The sequence below is a fragment of the Aeromonas sp. 604443 genome (assembly GCF_049170315.1).
Taxonomy (GTDB): Bacteria; Pseudomonadota; Gammaproteobacteria; order Enterobacterales; family Aeromonadaceae; genus Aeromonas; species Aeromonas veronii_A.
Genome location: NZ_JAAKMI010000009.1, coordinates 149,906 through 166,247, shown reverse-complemented (window position 1 = coordinate 166,247; position 16,342 = coordinate 149,906). Strand labels below are relative to the sequence as shown.

General features: G+C 61.0%; 12 protein-coding genes. 9 read left to right on the top strand and 3 right to left on the bottom strand.

Annotated features, from left to right (window positions below):
- Positions 1 to 248: 248 nt before the first annotated feature.
- From ebgR to G5380_RS13890, 7 genes are all read left to right on the top strand, one after another.
- Complete coding sequence (ebgR, locus tag G5380_RS13920; RefSeq protein WP_058056272.1) at positions 249 to 1,214, top strand: transcriptional regulator EbgR; 966 nt, start codon at positions 249 to 251, stop codon at positions 1,212 to 1,214.
- A gap of 321 nt (positions 1,215 to 1,535) precedes the next feature.
- On the top strand, positions 1,536 to 4,610 hold the full coding sequence (gene ebgA, locus G5380_RS13915) for a beta-galactosidase subunit alpha (protein ID WP_421352829.1): 3,075 nt from the start codon (positions 1,536 to 1,538) through the stop codon (positions 4,608 to 4,610).
- On the top strand, positions 4,607 to 5,062 hold the full coding sequence (locus G5380_RS13910; RefSeq protein ID WP_421352828.1) for a beta-galactosidase subunit beta: 456 nt from the start codon (positions 4,607 to 4,609) through the stop codon (positions 5,060 to 5,062). The genes ebgA and G5380_RS13910 overlap by 4 nt, the downstream gene beginning before the upstream one ends.
- Positions 5,063 to 5,165: 103 nt before the next feature.
- Complete coding sequence (locus tag G5380_RS13905; protein ID WP_058056269.1) at positions 5,166 to 6,611, top strand: amino acid permease; 1,446 nt, start codon at positions 5,166 to 5,168, stop codon at positions 6,609 to 6,611.
- Between the two features lie 76 nt (positions 6,612 to 6,687).
- The gene (locus tag G5380_RS13900) at positions 6,688 to 7,026 is read left to right on the top strand and encodes a tRNA-binding protein (protein ID WP_026080427.1); all 339 of its coding nucleotides are present in this window, start codon (positions 6,688 to 6,690) and stop codon (positions 7,024 to 7,026) included.
- A gap of 166 nt (positions 7,027 to 7,192) precedes the next feature.
- Positions 7,193 to 8,638 (top strand): amino acid permease, encoded by a 1,446-nt coding sequence (locus G5380_RS13895; RefSeq protein WP_421352827.1) that lies wholly within the window; start codon positions 7,193 to 7,195, stop codon positions 8,636 to 8,638.
- A 295-nt stretch (positions 8,639 to 8,933) separates the two neighbouring features.
- Positions 8,934 to 9,884, top strand: a complete 951-nt coding sequence (locus tag G5380_RS13890; protein WP_421352826.1) for a bile acid:sodium symporter family protein — start codon at positions 8,934 to 8,936, stop codon at positions 9,882 to 9,884.
- A 77-nt stretch (positions 9,885 to 9,961) separates the two neighbouring features.
- Here the strand turns inward: G5380_RS13890 and ovoA are convergent, their stop codons facing one another.
- Entirely contained in the window at positions 9,962 to 12,112 is a 2,151-nt protein-coding gene (gene ovoA, locus G5380_RS13885; RefSeq protein ID WP_421352825.1) for a 5-histidylcysteine sulfoxide synthase, read from the bottom strand.
- Positions 12,113 to 12,475: 363 nt separating this feature from the next.
- On the opposite strand from ovoA, the gene G5380_RS13880 reads away from it, so the two are divergent.
- On the top strand, positions 12,476 to 13,198 hold the full coding sequence (locus G5380_RS13880; RefSeq protein WP_421352824.1) for a head GIN domain-containing protein: 723 nt from the start codon (positions 12,476 to 12,478) through the stop codon (positions 13,196 to 13,198).
- Positions 13,199 to 13,248: 50 nt separating this feature from the next.
- On the opposite strand, the gene fghA is transcribed toward G5380_RS13880, so the two are convergent.
- Positions 13,249 to 14,085 carry an S-formylglutathione hydrolase gene (gene fghA / locus G5380_RS13875; protein ID WP_421352823.1) on the bottom strand — a complete coding sequence of 279 codons (837 nt, stop codon included), beginning with the start codon at positions 14,083 to 14,085 and terminating at the stop codon, positions 13,249 to 13,251.
- Between the two features lie 48 nt (positions 14,086 to 14,133).
- Positions 14,134 to 15,261, bottom strand: coding sequence for an S-(hydroxymethyl)glutathione dehydrogenase/class III alcohol dehydrogenase (locus tag G5380_RS13870; protein WP_167570651.1), 1,128 nt, complete (start codon positions 15,259 to 15,261; stop codon positions 14,134 to 14,136).
- 120 nt (positions 15,262 to 15,381) lie between these two features.
- Between G5380_RS13870 and G5380_RS13865 the strand changes: the two genes are divergently transcribed.
- Complete coding sequence (locus G5380_RS13865; RefSeq protein ID WP_421352822.1) at positions 15,382 to 16,287, top strand: LysR substrate-binding domain-containing protein; 906 nt, start codon at positions 15,382 to 15,384, stop codon at positions 16,285 to 16,287.
- Positions 16,288 to 16,342 lie beyond the last annotated feature (55 nt).

Here is a 16,342-nt window from a genome sequence, read left to right as displayed (position 1 = left end):
TCCCATGCCGAACTCAGAAGTGAAACGCGGTAGCGCCGATGGTAGTGTGGCATTCGCCATGCGAGAGTAGGACACTGTCAGGCACCTATTTAGAAGAGGCCTCCCATTCGGGAGGCCTTTTTGCATTTCTGCGTTTAAAAAATCGGCCCTGCTATCGGCATTTTAGTAAAAATGCTGGGCTATCAAGGGATTGCCCGTTACTCTTTAGCCGTTGCCGATTAACACGTGATGCTGCCAGCGAGGTATTGATGGCTACGTTGAAGGAAATTGCACAGGAGGCGGGGGTTTCTCTCGCCACGGTATCCCGGGTACTGAACGAGGATCCCAGCCTGAGCGTCAAGGAAGAGACCAAGCAGCGGATCTTCGAGATTGCCGAACGGCTGGAGTACAAGACCAGCAGCGCCCGCAAGGGGGTACACAAGAGCAAGCTGCACTTTCTGGTGGTCTATGCCTATCCCCAGAGTACCGAGGTCAACGACCCTTACTATCTCGCCATCCGTTATGGTATCGAGACCCAGAGTGCCCGCCTCAATATCGAGCTGACCCATCTCTACAACTGTGGTGAAGGGCGCGAACTGAGCGCCGTGGATGGCATTCTGGTGGTCGGCACCCTCACAGCCGAGCGCCTAGCCCAACTCAGGGCTTGTTCCAGCCAGCTGGTGTTTGTCGACTGCCGTTCACAGGGAGAGTTTGACTCGGTCGATGTGGATCTCGCCCTGATCAGCCAGCAAGTGGTTGATTACTTCATCGCGCAGGGGCATCAGCGCATCGGTTATATCGGTGGCCAGGATGAGAATCCGGATCTGCGTGAATTGGCCTTCCGCGATTATGGCCAGCGGCTGGGGGTGGTGCAGGAGAGCGATCTCTATCGTGGGGACTTCTCCAGCGCTTCCGGCTACCAGTTGGCGAAGGAGATGCTGGCAGGGGATTGGCCCAAGGCGCTGTTCGTTGCCTCCGACTCCATCGCCATTGGCGTGCTGCGTGCCATTCATGAGAAGGGACTGGCGATTCCCCAGCAAATTGAGCTTATCAGCGTCAACGATATTCCAACCGCCAAGTTCACCTTCCCGCCGCTCTCTACAGTGCGGATCCACTCCGAGTTGATGGGCTCCCAGGGAGTCAATCTGTTGGTCGAACGGCTGCGTGACGAGCGTGATATTCCACTTCGGGTGCTGGTGCCGAGCAAGTTGACCCTGCGTGGCACTACTCGCTGATTTTAGTAAAACATTCTGCTTTTTAGTCGCGCCATCTTGCGGTGGTGCGACACCTCTCCCAAGCAAACCTCTTTCCCATATCATCCAGTAACTTCATATCATATTGTTTTATAGTTGATTTTATTGCTAATCAGCCAACTGTTATCAACATCCATGCCACTCATCCATATCTTGCCCTCCTTTATCTCCCGCTTCTGATCTCGCTCACAAAACCATCTGTTCATTGTGATCAGGTTAAAACTTTACCAATCCAAAGCTGATATTTAGTAAATGTTTATCTAAAGTTTACCCAGTCAAAGTTGCCTTGTTCCGGGAGGACATGTGAATAACTGGGAAAACGTCCAATTCGTTGGTGAAAACAGGCTGGCCCCGCGTGCCTACTTCTTCTCTTATGCCGACCACGCGCTGGCGGCCACCATGCAGCGCGAGCTGAGCCGCCGTTTTCTGAGCCTTGGCGGCCAGTGGCAGTTCCACTACTTCGACCACCCCCTGCAGGTGCCGGAGGCCTTCTATCACAGCCCCATGAGCGAGTGGGGCCAGATCACCGTGCCCAACATGTGGCAGATGGAAGGGCACGGCCAGCTGCAGTACACCGACGAAGGCTTTCCCTTCCCCATCGACGTGCCCTTCGTGCCGACCCACAACCCCACCGGCGCCTATCAGCGCAGCTTCACGCTGAGCCCGGCCTGGGATGGGGAGCAGGTGATCATCAAGTTTGACGGGGTGGAAACCTACTTCGAGGTCTATGTGAACGGCCACTATGTCGGCTTCAGCAAGGGGAGCCGCCTCACCGCCGAGTTCGATATCAGTGCCTACGCCAACATTGGCGAGAACCTGCTGTCGGTGCGGGTGATGCAGTGGGCTGACTCCACCTATATCGAAGATCAGGACATGTGGTGGATGGCTGGGATCTTCCGCGACGTCTATCTGGTGGGCAAACCGGCCGCCCATGTGCAGGACTTCTTTATCCGCACCGCGCTGGCTGATGACAATCAAAGCGCCACCCTGAGCTGCGATATACAGTTGGGAAATCTGGGGGCTCCCGCCCGTGATCACCGTCTGGTCTGGTCCCTGCTGGATCAGGGCAGTGAGATCGCCAGCGGCTCGCTCGACCATCTCGCCATCGATGGCAAGTGTGATTGCCACTTCACGCTGGATCTGGCCAACCCCCATCTGTGGAGCGCCGAAGACCCTTACCTCTATCAGCTGCAACTCTCCCTCTACAACGGTCAGGGCGAGCTGCTGGAAGTGATCCCGCAGCGGGTCGGGGTGCGTGAAATCAAGGTCAAGGATGGCCTCTTCTACGTCAACGGCCACTACCTCAAGCTGCACGGGGTGAACCGTCACGACAACGACCACCTCAAGAGCCGTGCGGTCGGCATGGACCGTGTTGAACGCGATATCGTGCTGATGAAGCAGCACAACCTCAACTCGGTGCGCACCGCCCACTACCCGAACGACCCGCGCTTCTACGAGCTGTGCGACCAGTACGGTCTGTTTGTGATGGCGGAGACCGACGTGGAGACCCACGGTTTTGCCAACGTCGGCGATCTCAGCCGCATCACCGACGACCCCTTCTGGGAGCCGGTGTTCGTGGATCGCATCGAGCGCCACGTGCACGCCCAGAAGAACCACCCCTCCATCATCATCTGGTCGCTCGGCAACGAGTCCGGCTACGGCTGCAACATCAGAGCCATGTACCAGCGCTGCAAGGCGATCGACCCGACCCGGCTGGTGCACTACGAAGAGGATCGCGATGCCGAGGTGGTGGATGTGGTGAGTACCATGTATTCGCGCGTATCCCAGATGAACTGCTTCGGCGAGTTCCCGATGGAGAAGCCACGCATCCTCTGTGAATACGCCCACGCCATGGGCAACGGCCCGGGTGGCCTGAGCGAATACCAGCAGGTGTTCGACCGCCATCCCCACATTCAGGGTCACTACATCTGGGAGTGGTGCGATCACGGCATTCTGGATCAGGACGAGCAGGGGCGCCCGGTCTACAAGTACGGCGGCGACTACGGCGACTACCCCAACAACTACAACTTCTGCATGGATGGCCTCATCTACCCGGATCAGACTCCGGGGCCGGGCCTGCGTGAATACAAGCAGGTGATCTGCCCGGTCAAGGTGCGTGCGCTGGATCTGGCGAGCGGCAAGCTGGCGGTGGAAAACCGCTACTGGTTCTCCACTCTCGACGACATCCGCCTGCTGGTTGAAGTGAAGGCCGAGGGCGAGCTGCTGGCCAGCCAGCAAATCCGGCTGGAAGGGGTGGTTCCCGGTGCCACCACAGAGCTGCAACTCGAACTGGCATCCCTCGATGGGCGGGAAACCTTCGTCCAGCTGCGGGTCATCAAGGCCACCGCCACCCGCTATAGCGCGGCGGAGCACGAGCTGGGCCAGTACCAGTTCCAGCTGAAAGAGTCGACTCGTCAGCTGCAGCCCTTTGCCAATCCCAACGCCACCCCGTTGCATATCGCCGACGAACGGCTTGACCTGACCTTGAGCGGTAGCGGCTTCGCCCTGCGCTTCTCGCGCCTCGACGGCAAGCTGGTGAGCTGGCAGCAGGATGGCAATGAGCTTATCGAGCGCTCGCCGCGCCTCACCTTCTTCAAGCCGATGATCGACAACCACAAGCAGGAGTACGAGAGCCTGTGGCACCCGAACCACCTGCAGATCATGCAGGAGCACTTCCGTACTCTGAGCTGGCGCCAGCTGGGTGAGGCGGTCGAGGTGACGGTCGAGAGTCTGATCGCGCCGCCGGTGTTCGACTTCGGCATGCGCTGCCGCTACGTCTACACACTGAGCCCGAACGGCCAACTGCACGTGGCGCTCTCCGGCCAGCCCTACGGCGGTTATGACGACATCATCCCCAAGATCGGCTTCGAGCTGGGCATTCGTCAGGATCTCGACCGGGTGCACTACTACGGCATGGGCCCGGGCGAGAACTATCAGGACAGCCGCCAGAGTAACTGGATCGACAGCTTCCAGAGCACAGTCAGCGAGATGTGGGAGCATTATCCCTTCCCGCAGGATAACGGCAACCGCCAGCAGGTGCGCTGGGCGACCCTGACCAACCGCCACGGCGCCGGTCTCTACGTGCGACCCGATGCCCCCATCAATCTGAGCGTCTGGCCCTACAGCTGGGAGCATATCCACGCGGCGCAGCACATCAACGAGTTGGAGCCCTGCGGTTATCTCACCCTCAATCTGGATCACAAGGTTCTGGGGCTCGGCTCCAACTCCTGGGGCTCCGAGGTGCTGGACTCCTGGCGGGTGCGCTTCGAGCCGTTCAGCTTCGGCCTGACCCTGCTGCCCATCGCCCGTGGCAACCTCAATCCGGCTGCGCTGGCCGGGCTCGATCTCACCATCAACGGCGGGAGGAACCTCGCATGATCACCCTGGACAACCTGACCCTGTTCAAAAACATCTACCGGGTGGGCAAGAAGTGGGGCCGCTGCGTGGAGGCCATCAACAACCTGCCGAACCTCAAGCCCGGCATCTGCCACTCCATCGGTGACTCCCTCACCTACCGCTTGCAGGAGGGGGCCAGCCCGGCCACCTCACTGTTCGAGGGGCAGCGCCGCTACTTCGACGTTCACTACTACCTGGAAGGAACAGAGACGGTGGAGTGGGCAGCCAAGAGCGAGCTGCGGGTCGAGCAGGCCTATGACGACACCACAGACCGCGAGTGGCTGGCCGGCGAGGTGCGTGAGCGCCAGCAGGTCGGCAATGGTCAGGTGGTGATCTTCGAGAACGACGAGGCCTACCGATTCGTCGGCGACAGCCCGGTGCGCAAGGTGATCATCAAGGTCACCGTCGAAGGCGGCTACTTCAAGAACAAATAACAAGCCGCCGGTTCTGCACTGATAAAAGCCGGAAGGGCGGGGTTCACCCTACAACCCATGCCCCGCCCTTTCGCGGCAATAACTACAGGTCTGGAGATGCACCATGTCTGATTCCAAACGCAATACGATAGGCAAGTTTGGTCTGCTGTCGCTCACCTTCGCGGCGGTATTCAGCTTCAACAACGTCATCAACAACAACATCGAAATCGGTCTGGCCTCGGCCCCGATGTTCTTTCTGGCCACCATTTTCTACTTCATTCCGTTTTGCCTGATCATTGCGGAATTTGTGTCACTGAACAAAAACTCCGAAGCGGGGGTGTATGCCTGGGTGAAGAGTTCCCTCGGCGGGCGCTGGGCCTTTATCTCCGCCTACACCTACTGGTTCGTGAACCTCTTCTTCTTCACCTCGCTGCTGCCGCGGGTCATCGCCTACGCCTCCTATGCCTTTCTCGGCTACGAGTACATTCTCACCCCGGTGGCGACCACGGCATTGAGCATGGTGCTGTTCGCCTTTGCCACCTACGTCTCCACCAACGGCGCCAAGATGCTCGGCCCCATCACCTCGGTGACCTCGTCCCTGATGCTGCTGCTGACCCTCTCCTACATCCTGCTGGCGGGTGCGGCACTGGTGGGCGGCGTGCAGCCGGCTGACCCCATCACGGTAGAGGCCATGGTCCCCGATTTCAGCTGGGCCTTCCTGGGTATCACCACCTGGATCTTTATGGCGGCCGGTGGCGCCGAGTCGGTGGCGGTCTATGTCAATGACGTGAAAGGGGGCTCCAAGTCCTTCGTGAAAGTGATCATCATCGCCGGGATCTTTATCGGGGTGCTCTACTCCATCGCCTCGCTGTTGATCAACGTGTTCGTGCCGAGCGGCACCCTGAAATATACCGGCGGCTCGGTGCAGGTATTTGAGGGGCTGGCGGCCTACTTCGGCCTGCCGGAGATCCTGATGAACCGCTTCGTCGGGCTGGTCTCCTTCACCGCCATGTTCGGCTCCCTGCTGATGTGGACAGCGACCCCGGTGAAGATCTTCTTCTCCGAGATCCCGGCCGGCATCTTCGGCAAGAAGACGGTCGAGCTGAACGAGAATGGCGTGCCCGCCCGTGCAGCCTGGATCCAGTACCTCATAGTGCTGCCGCTGATGGTGATCCCGACCCTGGGCTCCAACACCGCGCAGGATCTGATGAACACCGTCATCAACATGACCGCTGCCGCTTCCATGCTGCCGCCGCTGTTCATCATGCTGGCCTACCTCAATCTACGTCTGAAGCTCGATCACCTGCCGCGGGATTTCAGGATGGGTTCGCGCACCACCGGCATCGCCGTGGTCTCGGTGCTGATCGCCATCTTCTCGGTGGGCTTCCTCGCCTCCACCTTCCCGACCGGCGCCGACATCATGACCATCATCTTCTACAACGTCGGCGGGATCGTGATCTTCCTCGGCTTCGCCTGGTGGAAATACAACAGATACGAGGCCTCCCTCAGTGCCGAAGCGCGTGCCAAAGAGGCCCAGCCGACAGCGCAGGTTGCCATGCAGACGCCATAGGCACGGCTTTTAATCCCAATCAAACCGGGTGGCCGTTGGCCACCCGCAAACCGTTGAACCAGAAAAGGAAAAGAGCATGAGCGAGACGATCGAGTTTGCCGAATTCAAACGGGTCGAGATGAAGGTGGGCAAGGTGCTGGAGGTGGTGCGTCACCCCGGGGCAGACAAACTCTACATCGTCCAGATCGACGTGGGTGGCGAGCGGCCGCTGCAGACCGTCACCAGTCTGGTGCCTTATTACAGCGAAGAGGAGCTGATGGGCAGCGAGGTGGTGGTACTGACCAACCTCAAGCCCACCAGGATGCGCGGTGAGCGTTCCGAGTGCATGTTGCTCTGCGCCGAGACCCCGGACGAGAGCCAGAGCGTACTGTTGCAACCGCGGGTGCCGATGGCGCCGGGCACCCCGATCGTCTGAACGATATTGCGAGCCGGTGCGGGAGACGGCACCGGTTCATCTACGAGGCCGTCCACGCGGCCCGATCATAATAAGAGAGTAAAGCGCGGGGCCGACAGACCCTTGCCGAACACATCACAGAGTCACAGCGTTACCCGCAGGGAGCGCGAGTCCACTGGAGGACACCATGTCTGAATCCGTACGCGGCACCATAGGCAAGTTTGCCCTGTTGTCGATGACCTTTGCCGCCGTGTTCAACGTGCGCAACATCGTCAACAACAACATCGAGCTGGGGCTCAGCTCCGCCCCTATCTTCCTGCTGGCGACCATCGTCTACTTCATTCCGTTCGTCTTCATCATCGCCGAGTTCGTTTCGGCCAATAAAAACTCCGAGTCGGGGATGTATGACTGGCTGAAAAAACCGCTCGGCACCCGGATGGCCTATCTGGGCTCGTTTCTCTACTGGTTCGTGAACCTGTTCTGGTTCGTCTCCCTGCTGCCCAACGTCATCGCCTACGCCTCCTACGCCATGCTGGGCTATGAGTACAGCTTCTCGCCCATGGTCACCTCGATCATCTCCATCGTGCTGTTTGCGGCGGCGACCCACATCTCCACCAAGGGGGCGAGCTGGCTTGGCAAGATTGCGGAGATCGTGGCCTACGGGGTGTTTGCCCTGTTCGCCATCTATGTGCTGGGTGCCCTGATGGCTCTGAGTGGCGATCATGTGCCGGCCCAGCCCATCACGCTGGAGGCGATGACTCCCACCGTCAACTGGGCGACCCTCGGCATCATGTGCTGGATCTTCCAGGCGGCGGGTGGTGCCGAGACCGCAGCGGCCTACCTCAATGATGTGAAGGGGGGCCAGAAGTCCTTTATCAAGGTGATCATCAGTGCCGGTATCGTCATCGGTGCCATGTATGCGGTTGGTTCCCTCTTGGTGAACGTGTTCGTGCCGCGCGAGAGCCTCACCTATGCCGGCGGCATGGTAGAGATCTTCACCGGCATGGCGCAGTATTTCGGGCTTTCCGAGGCGCTGGTGGGCCGCTTCGTCGGTGTGGTGCTGTTTATCGCCATGTTCGGTTCCATGATGATGTGGACCTCGGCGCCGGTGAAGATCCACTTCTCCGAGATCCCGCAGGGGGTTTACGGCGAGAAGACCACCCAGCTCAACGAGCACGGCGTGCCGGTGCGCGCCGCCTGGTGGCAGTTTGTCTTCGTGTTCGCGATGCTGGTGGTCAACGGCTTCGGCTCCGAGTCGGTGCAGCAGATGATGAACACCGCCATCAACCTCACTGCCGGCACCGCCATGTTGCCGCCGATCTTCATCATGGTGGCCTACTTCGTGTTCCGCTGGAAACATGACGACACCCCCCGCGACTTCCGCATGGGGTCGCGCACCTTCGGGATGGGCGTGGTGTCGGTGCTGATCGCCATCTTCGTGGTGAGCATGAGCGCCTCCGCCTTCCCGGCCGGGGTGGATCTGGTGCGCGCCTTCTTCATCAACGTCTTCATGACCGCGGTTTTCTCGGCGCTGGCCTACTGGTGGATCTCCCGCTTCGAGAAGCGGCAGGCCCGCAAGCTCGGTGGCAATGAGAAGAAAACCGGCAACGGCAAGCTGGCCAGCCAGCGCTGATCGGCTGGGTGAAAAAGCGGAACGGGCGGCCTTGGTCGCCCGTTTTTTTATCCATTTTTAGCCGTTTGGGAGCTGTCAGGGCCGGTTTATCGTCAACTTTTGCTGCGCAATATGGCGAATGCGTTAAGCATTGATGAACAATTATTCGCCGCTCAACTTTGCGCCTCTCCGTTATCGGGGTAAGCTGGAGGTTCGTTTTAGCGGGAGGTGCCAGACATCTCCCGCTCTGTTTCTTGTCCTCCCCAATCCTGACTGTCGCCATGGCTGCAGGATGCCCTTCTGATGGAGACCTTTCGTGCGTCTGGATCCCTTTACTGTTGTACTGATTGCGGTGGTCACCCTGGCCTCCCTCTTTCCCTGCGAGGGGCAGGTGGCTGTCTGGTTCGGTCTGCTGACCAAGCTGGCGGTGGCGCTCCTGTTCTTCATGCATGGCGCCAAGCTGTCGCGCCAGAACCTGCTGGCGGGCCTCGGCCACTGGCGGCTCCATCTGGTAGTGATGCTCAGCACCTTCGTGCTCTTTCCGCTGCTGGGGCTGCTGCTCACCCCGCTGGTACCGGGCTGGCTGAGCCCGGCCATCTACCTCGGCTTCCTCTATCTCTGCGCCCTGCCTGCCACCGTGCAGTCGGCCATCGCCTTCACCTCGATGGCGGGGGGCAATGTGTCGGCGGCGGTGTGCAGCGCCTCGGCCTCCAGCATCCTCGGTATCTTCCTCTCGCCGGTGCTGGTGGGGATGATGATCCACGTACAGGGGGAGGGGATCGACACCTGGCACTCTATCCAGTCCATCATGATGCAGCTGATGCTGCCGTTCGTGGTGGGCCACCTGTCGCGCCCGCTCATTGGTCGCTGGGTCGATAGCCACCGTCCGCTCATCGGCAAGCTGGATCAGAGTTCCATCCTGCTGGTGGTCTATGTCGCCTTCAGCGAGGCGGTGGTGCAGGGGATTTGGCGTCAAGTAAGTTGGTACGATCTGGCCAGTATCGTGTTGCTGAGCTGCGTCTTGCTGGCGCAGGTACTCTGCTGGAATGTCTGGATCAGCCGTCGTCTCGGCTTCGACAAGGCGGACGAGATCACCATCGTCTTCTGCGGCTCCAAGAAGAGCCTCGCCAACGGGGTGCCGATGGCCAACGTCATGTTCCCGGCCGCCAGTGTCGGCGTCATGGTGCTGCCGCTGATGATCTTCCACCAGATCCAGCTGATGGTCTGCGCCGTGCTGGCCCGCCGCTATCACGAGCAGGGAGATTGATACTCGCGCCGTTTGACTGCCATAACAAGAGGGAGGCCATTGGCCTCCCTCTTCTCATCTGCATGCCGATCGGCGGATTAGCGTTTGCGCCAGACGGTGAGCTGCGCCACCGTGTGCTGGTATTTGCGGGCGGTCTCGCGGATGACGAAAGGCACATCCCGGGGCGGGCAGTGCTCCTCGAACTCCGCCGCCAGCAGCCGTTGCAGCGCCTGATAGGTGGTGAGCGCCTCGCCGTTTTCACGAATGCCGCCGAGCCAGTTGGCGGGCGGGGTATATTCCGCCAGCCAGGTATAAGGGCTGGTAAGCACCAGCAGGCCACCGCTGCGCAGTCGGGGAGCTATGTCCCGCAGGAAGCGGGCGGGCTCCCGCAGCCGGTCGATCAGGTTGGAGGCGAGCACCAGATCATAGTGGTCATATTTGGGCTTGAGGTTGCAGGCATCCCCCTGACTGAAGTGGATGCGCTCAGCCTGACTTGCCCCCAGCCCGTGGCTCGACAGGCGTGCCTCGCAATACTCCACCAGTTCACCCTCCAGCGGAATGGCGTAGCGGAAGCTGTCCTGGCTGGCGAGGGACAGCGCCACGTCGATGAAGCGGGCCGAGTAGTCGACCCCGTCCACATGCTGGAAGTGGCGGGCCAGTTCGAAGCTGGCGCGGCCGGTGGCGCAGCCGATATCCAGCGCCCGCTGGTGGTTGCTGCACAGCTCGCCAGCAAGATCAGCAAGCGTCTTGGCGTAGTTGGCGACCCCGAAGTGGCTGGGGCCGTACTGGAAGTCGAGGTACTGAGCGACGAGCGTGTCGGTTTCATAGGGATTCACGATAACGGGTTCCTGATAACGGGAGACCAGATAGCGGAAACCCGCATGCTGGAAGAAGTGACGCCGGAAGGCGTAACGGGATGATTTGAGCGCTTCGTTGCCCGTGCTGATCCAGCTGCCCCCCTTGATCAGGGTGTGCTTGCCATCAAAGGTGGGGGTAGAGAAGTCGTCGTAGAGCGGGTGGATTTTAAAGCCGTCGAAACCGTCGATGGCGGTGCTGGTCCACTGCCAGACATTGCCCACCAGATCGAAGAACTCCCCGTGCGGGCAGGCATCCACCGGGCAGGAGGAGGCAAAACGGGCCAGATTGATATTGCCGGGTGCCTCCGTCCAGTCCGGCTGATCGCCGGGTAGCTGCTCGCGCAGCAGCATCCATTCCGCCTCGCTCGGCAGCTGGATGGGGAGTCCGGTCCGGGCCGCCTTCCAGCGGCAGAAGGCAGCCGCTTCCAGCTGATTCACCTCGACCGGCCAGTCCCAGGGCATGGCGACCTGCTCGGTCATTAGCCGCAGCTGCAATTGTTCGGGCTCGGCGGGGTCGCCGACCCAGAAGGTGGGCATCTGCGCCTTGGCGTACTGGCACCAGCCCCACCCTTCCTCATCCCACCACTGTTGCTGGCCGTAGCCGCCCGCCTGGACGAAGGCGAGGTACTCGGCATTGCTCACCAGCATGCGGCTGGCCTGAAACGGGGCCAGCTCGATCTGGCGCTCGCCATATTCGTTGTCCCAGCCGTAGGTGGCGTCCCGCTTGCCAAGGCGCACCTTGCCGCCAGCCACCGGCAGCAGGCTGTTGGCGGGCACCTGATCAATGTGGTTGCGGGCTTCAGTGCAGGCGGGCCAATAAGGCTGCGGCCGCACCCAGGCGAGCGGCAACTGGCGGATGAGCACGCTGGAGGTTTCGAGGTGGATGCGCTCGTGCTCTATCCCCATCAGGATCACCCAGGCCGGGCTCTGCCAGTCGATGGGCAGAGTGAGCGGCATCTGGCGAATAAAATCGCACACCAGCGAACGGACTTTGGCCCGATAGCTGCGTAGCTCGCTGACCTTGGGCCAGTCGTAGTGGGTCTCGTCCAGATCGTCCCAGCTCATCTCGTCCACCCCGATGGCGACCATGGCCTCGATGCGGGCATCCAGCCGCTGATCGATCAGGCGTGCCGCCAGCAGCTTGTTGATAAAGAAGGCGGCGGTGTGGCCGTAGTAGAAGATGAGCGGGTGGCGCAGCGGGATCGCCTTGTTGAACCAGGCGCGCTCATCGGCCAGACAGTCGAACAGTGAGTCGTAGAGATCGAAGGTCTGGCAGAAGTAGGCGAGCAGCTCGCGCCGTTTCTGCTCGGGATCGCTGCCGGTCAGCAGCGGGGTGCGAGTCGGTTCCGGCAGACCGGTGGCGGTGGCATAGAGAGGGCTTGCTTGGGTCACGCTCTGGCTCCTTGTTGGCAGTGAAGACTGACAAGACAGTGGTAATGACATTACCGCAATGGAGAGCTTGGTACGCACGAAGTACCACTATTGGCTCAACAGACCGGCAGGGCAATTAAAAACTTCCACGGGCTGTCAGCATAGTGACCGGCAGGACGACCCGCCAATCAGCCACGATCATATCCGTTCGAGAATGGTTATTTTCACCAAAATATGGTCTAAATGGCTCTCTAAATTCTTCTGTCTGTTCTGGTTTAAATGGTTATTTCCTTTTGAATCATAATGTTAATTTTTGGCTCGCGCTTTGCAGAGCATGAAAACCAATTGGCCCTGGATGGCCAACACATAAGGAGGAGAGTAGTGATGAAATGGATGATGGTTGTCATGTTGATGGCAGGGCTCAGTGGTTGTCACTGGCTGGATCAGACCAGAGTGACCGGAACGGGAGCTGTGGTCGAGCGCCAGCAGGCACTGGGCGAGCGGGTGACCCGTGTGCTGGCGGGGGTGCCTGCCACCCTCCATCTGGTCGCGGGGGAGCCGCGCGGTATCCTGATCAAGGGGCAGGAGAACCTGCTGCCCTATCTGGTGCTGACCGAGAGCGGCGACAAGCTGGAGATTGAGGTGAAGGAGGGTTACCGGCTCTATCCTACCGAGCCGCTGGAGCTGACCATCACCTTGCCGGTGTTGAACGAACTGGCATTGGCCGGGACCGGCAACGGCGATCTGAGCGGCTTCAAGGGCGATGAGCTGGTGCTGTCGGTGGCCGGTACCGGTGACATCGTCGCCAGTCAGCTGGAGCTGAAACGGCTGGAAGGGAATATCGCTGGCACCGGCAGTCTGGAGTTGGGCAGCGGTTCGGCACAGGCCATCGAGCTGAACATTGCCGGTGCTGGCGATGTGCTCGGGAGCGAGATGCGCGGCAACGAGGTAGAGGTCAATATCGCCGGTAGTGGTGATGTGGCGGTACGGGCGCAGGAGACGCTGAAAGTCGGCATCGCCGGCTCAGGTAACATCGCTTATTGGGGCGATCCCAAGGTGGAGCAGCAGATCGCAGGCTCCGGCGGCGTGACCCGAGCGGGCAGTTGATATCAACCGATCACCACAACTGAAACAGGCCCGCAACGGGCCTGTTTTGATCAGAGGTGGCGGGCGTGAAAGCGCAGGTGCGCCTCGATAAAGCTCGCCACGAAGTAGTAGCTGTGGTCATAGCCCTCGTGGCGGTTGAGCTCCAGCGGCCACCCCTTGCTGGCCGCCACCTCGGCCAGCGCATCGATATGCAGCTGCTCGGCGAGGAAGGGATCATCCAGCCCCACATCCACCAGGGTTGGTAGCGGCGTGACCGGCTGGTGGCGCAGCAGTTGGCAGGCATCCCACTCCTGCCACAGCAGAGGATTGCTGCCGAGATAGGCGCCGAGCGCCTTCTGGCCCCAGGGGCAGCGGCTCGGGTGGCAGATCGGGCTGAACGCCGAGACCGAGCTGTAGCGACCGGGCTCTCGCAACGCGGCGATCAGCGCACCGTGACCGCCCATGGAGTGGCCGCTGATGGCGCGGCGGGTCGAGACCGGGAAGTGGGTCTCTATCAAGTCAGGCAGTTCGCGGGTGACGTAGTCATACATCTGGTAGTGCGCCTGCCAGGGGCTCTGGCTGGCATTGACGTAAAAGCCCGCGCCCATGCCGAGGTCATAACTGGGGTCGTCCGCTACGCCGTCACCGCGGGGGCTGGTGTCCGGCGCCACCAGTGCTATGCCCAGCTCGGCGGCGATACGCTGGGCCCCCGCCTTCTGCATAAAGTTCTCATCGGTGCAGGTGAGGCCACTGAGCCAGTAGAGCACCGGCACTTTCTGGCCGGTGAGGGCCTGAGGCGGCAGATAGATGGCAAAATTCATCTCGCAGCCGAGCACGCTGGCGTTGTGGCGATAGCGCTTGTGCCAGCCGCCGAAGCTCTTGTTGCTGCTGATAATCTCCAGATTCATCGAAGGACTCCTGCACCCCGCCCACGATGGCGGGCGGGGTGATCATGCTCAGTAGTGGATGACGGTGCGGATGCTCTTGCCTTCATGCATCAGATCGAACGCCTCGTTGATCTGCTCAAGCCCCATGGTGTGAGTGATGAAGTCATCGAGACGGAACTCACCCTGCATGTAGCGCTGCACATAGCTCGGCAGTTCGCTGCGACCGCGAACCCCGCCGAAGGCGCTGCCGCGCCAGACCCGACCGGTCACCAGCTGGAACGGACGGGTGCTGATCTCCTGACCCGCTCCGGCCACGCCGATGATGACCGACTCGCCCCAACCCTTGTGGCAGCACTCTAGCGCCGCACGCATCACCTTGACGTTGCCGATGCACTCGAAGGAGAAGTCGACGCCGCCATCGGTCAGTTCGACGATCACCTCCTGAATCGGTTTGTCGTAGTCGTTCGGGTTGATGCAGTCGGTGGCACCCAGCTTGCGGGCCAGTTCGAACTTGCTCTCGTTGATGTCGATGGCGATGATGCGACCGGCCTTGGCCAGACGAGCCCCGATCACCGCCGAGAGGCCGATGCCCCCCAGCCCGAAGATGGCGACGCTCTCACCCTCTTTCACCTTGGCGGTGTTCATCACGGCGCCGATGCCGGTGGTGACGCCACAACCGAGCAGACAGACCTCTTCCAGCGGGGCGGCCGGGTCCACCTTGGCGATGGAGATCTCCGGCAGTACCGTGTATTCGCTGAAGGTGGAGGTACCCATGTAGTGATAGATGGGCTGGCCATCTTTCGAGAAGCGGGTAGTGCCGTCCGGCATCAGCCCCTTGCCCTGGGTGGCACGGATCTTCTGGCAGAGGTTGGTCTTGCCGGATTTGCAGAATTTGCACTCGCCGCACTCGGGGGTGTAGAGCGGGATCACGTGATCGCCTACCTTGACGCTGGTGACGCCCTCGCCGACCGATTCGACGATGCCGCCCCCCTCGTGGCCGAGAATACAGGGGAAGACCCCTTCCGGATCTTCACCGGAGAGGGTGAAGGCATCGGTGTGGCAGACGCCGGTCGCGACGATGCGTACCCGCACTTCGCCCGCTTGCGGTGGCATGACCTCGACTTCTTCGATGGAGAGGGGCTGACCCGGACCCCAGGCGATGGCGGCCTTACACTTGATGCTTTGAACCTGTGCCATGAATGACATCCTTCTTGTTGAGCAGGGTGAACAGAGATGAGTTCGGACAGTCAGTGTAGTTTCCCGCCGATTTGGTGATAATGAGGGCAAATCTCAAATCACTTTTACACACAGGTAATAATGTTCGGCTGGGAAGGGATCTGTGAATTTGTCAGCGTGGCGGAGCTGGGGGGCTTTACCCCGGCGGCACGCAAGCTGGGAGTGTCGGTGGCGCAGGTCAGCCGTCAGGTGGCACAGCTGGAAGATCGGCTGCAGGCCAAGTTGCTGCTGCGTACCACCCGTCAGGTACGGCTCACCGAGCTTGGCGAGATCTACTATCGCCACTGCCGTCAGCTGCTGGACAACCTCTACGAGGCGGAGCTGGCGGTGGGGCGCCATCAGGCGGTGCCGCAGGGCACCCTGCGCATTACGGCCCCCGTCTCCTACGGCGAGAGCCGCATCGCCCCGCTGGTGAACGACTTCATGGTGCGTTTCCCCCAGCTGGAGGTGACCCTCAATCTCACCAACCAGCTGCTGGATCTGGTGCACGAGGGCTACGATCTGGCGCTGCGGCTCGGCCATCTCAAGGATTCGACGCTGGTGGCGCGCAAGCTGGCGCAGCGGGTGCCCTATGTCTGCGCCTCACCGGCTTACACCGCTCGCCACGGCATGCCCAACAGCCTCTCCGAGCTAACTCGTCACACCTGTCTGGTGGGCAACGGCGACGAGTGGCACTTCACTCTGGATGGCCGCCCCCACAGCGTGCGGGTGCGCGGTCTGTTGCAGTGCAACAGTGGCCACGCCCTGCTGGATGCGGCGCTCAAGGGGATCGGCATCATCCAGCTGCCGGACTACTACGTGAGCGACCATCTGGCCCGAGGGGAGCTGATCGAGTTGTTGCCTGAACTGCGGGCCCCGGCCGAGGGGATCTGGGCCCTCTATCCCCACAATCGCCACCTCTCCCCCAAGGTGCGGCTGCTGGTGGACTATCTGGCCGAGCGGCTGAGCGACCCTCACCAACCGGCGCTGGTGATGCCGATAGGCTAGGGCGCTCCCCGCCAGTTGACTCACTGGCGGCGTGCGACCGGTGCGATGGCCTGAA

What these genes read in the sequence shown, in the direction of transcription:
- fghA (WP_421352823.1), bottom strand. Translation starts at nt 14,085, where the DNA reads ATGAATCTGGAGATTATCAGCAGCAACAAGAGCTTCGGCGGCTGGCAC.
- G5380_RS13865 (WP_421352822.1), top strand. Translation starts at nt 15,382, where the DNA reads ATGTTCGGCTGGGAAGGGATCTGTGAATTTGTCAGCGTGGCGGAGCTG.
- G5380_RS13880 (WP_421352824.1), top strand. Translation starts at nt 12,476, where the DNA reads ATGAAATGGATGATGGTTGTCATGTTGATGGCAGGGCTCAGTGGTTGT.
- G5380_RS13905 (WP_058056269.1), top strand. Translation starts at nt 5,166, where the DNA reads ATGTCTGATTCCAAACGCAATACGATAGGCAAGTTTGGTCTGCTGTCG.
- ebgR (WP_058056272.1), top strand. Translation starts at nt 249, where the DNA reads ATGGCTACGTTGAAGGAAATTGCACAGGAGGCGGGGGTTTCTCTCGCC.
- G5380_RS13910 (WP_421352828.1), top strand. Translation starts at nt 4,607, where the DNA reads ATGATCACCCTGGACAACCTGACCCTGTTCAAAAACATCTACCGGGTG.
- G5380_RS13900 (WP_026080427.1), top strand. Translation starts at nt 6,688, where the DNA reads ATGAGCGAGACGATCGAGTTTGCCGAATTCAAACGGGTCGAGATGAAG.
- G5380_RS13870 (WP_167570651.1), bottom strand. Translation starts at nt 15,261, where the DNA reads ATGGCACAGGTTCAAAGCATCAAGTGTAAGGCCGCCATCGCCTGGGGT.
- G5380_RS13895 (WP_421352827.1), top strand. Translation starts at nt 7,193, where the DNA reads ATGTCTGAATCCGTACGCGGCACCATAGGCAAGTTTGCCCTGTTGTCG.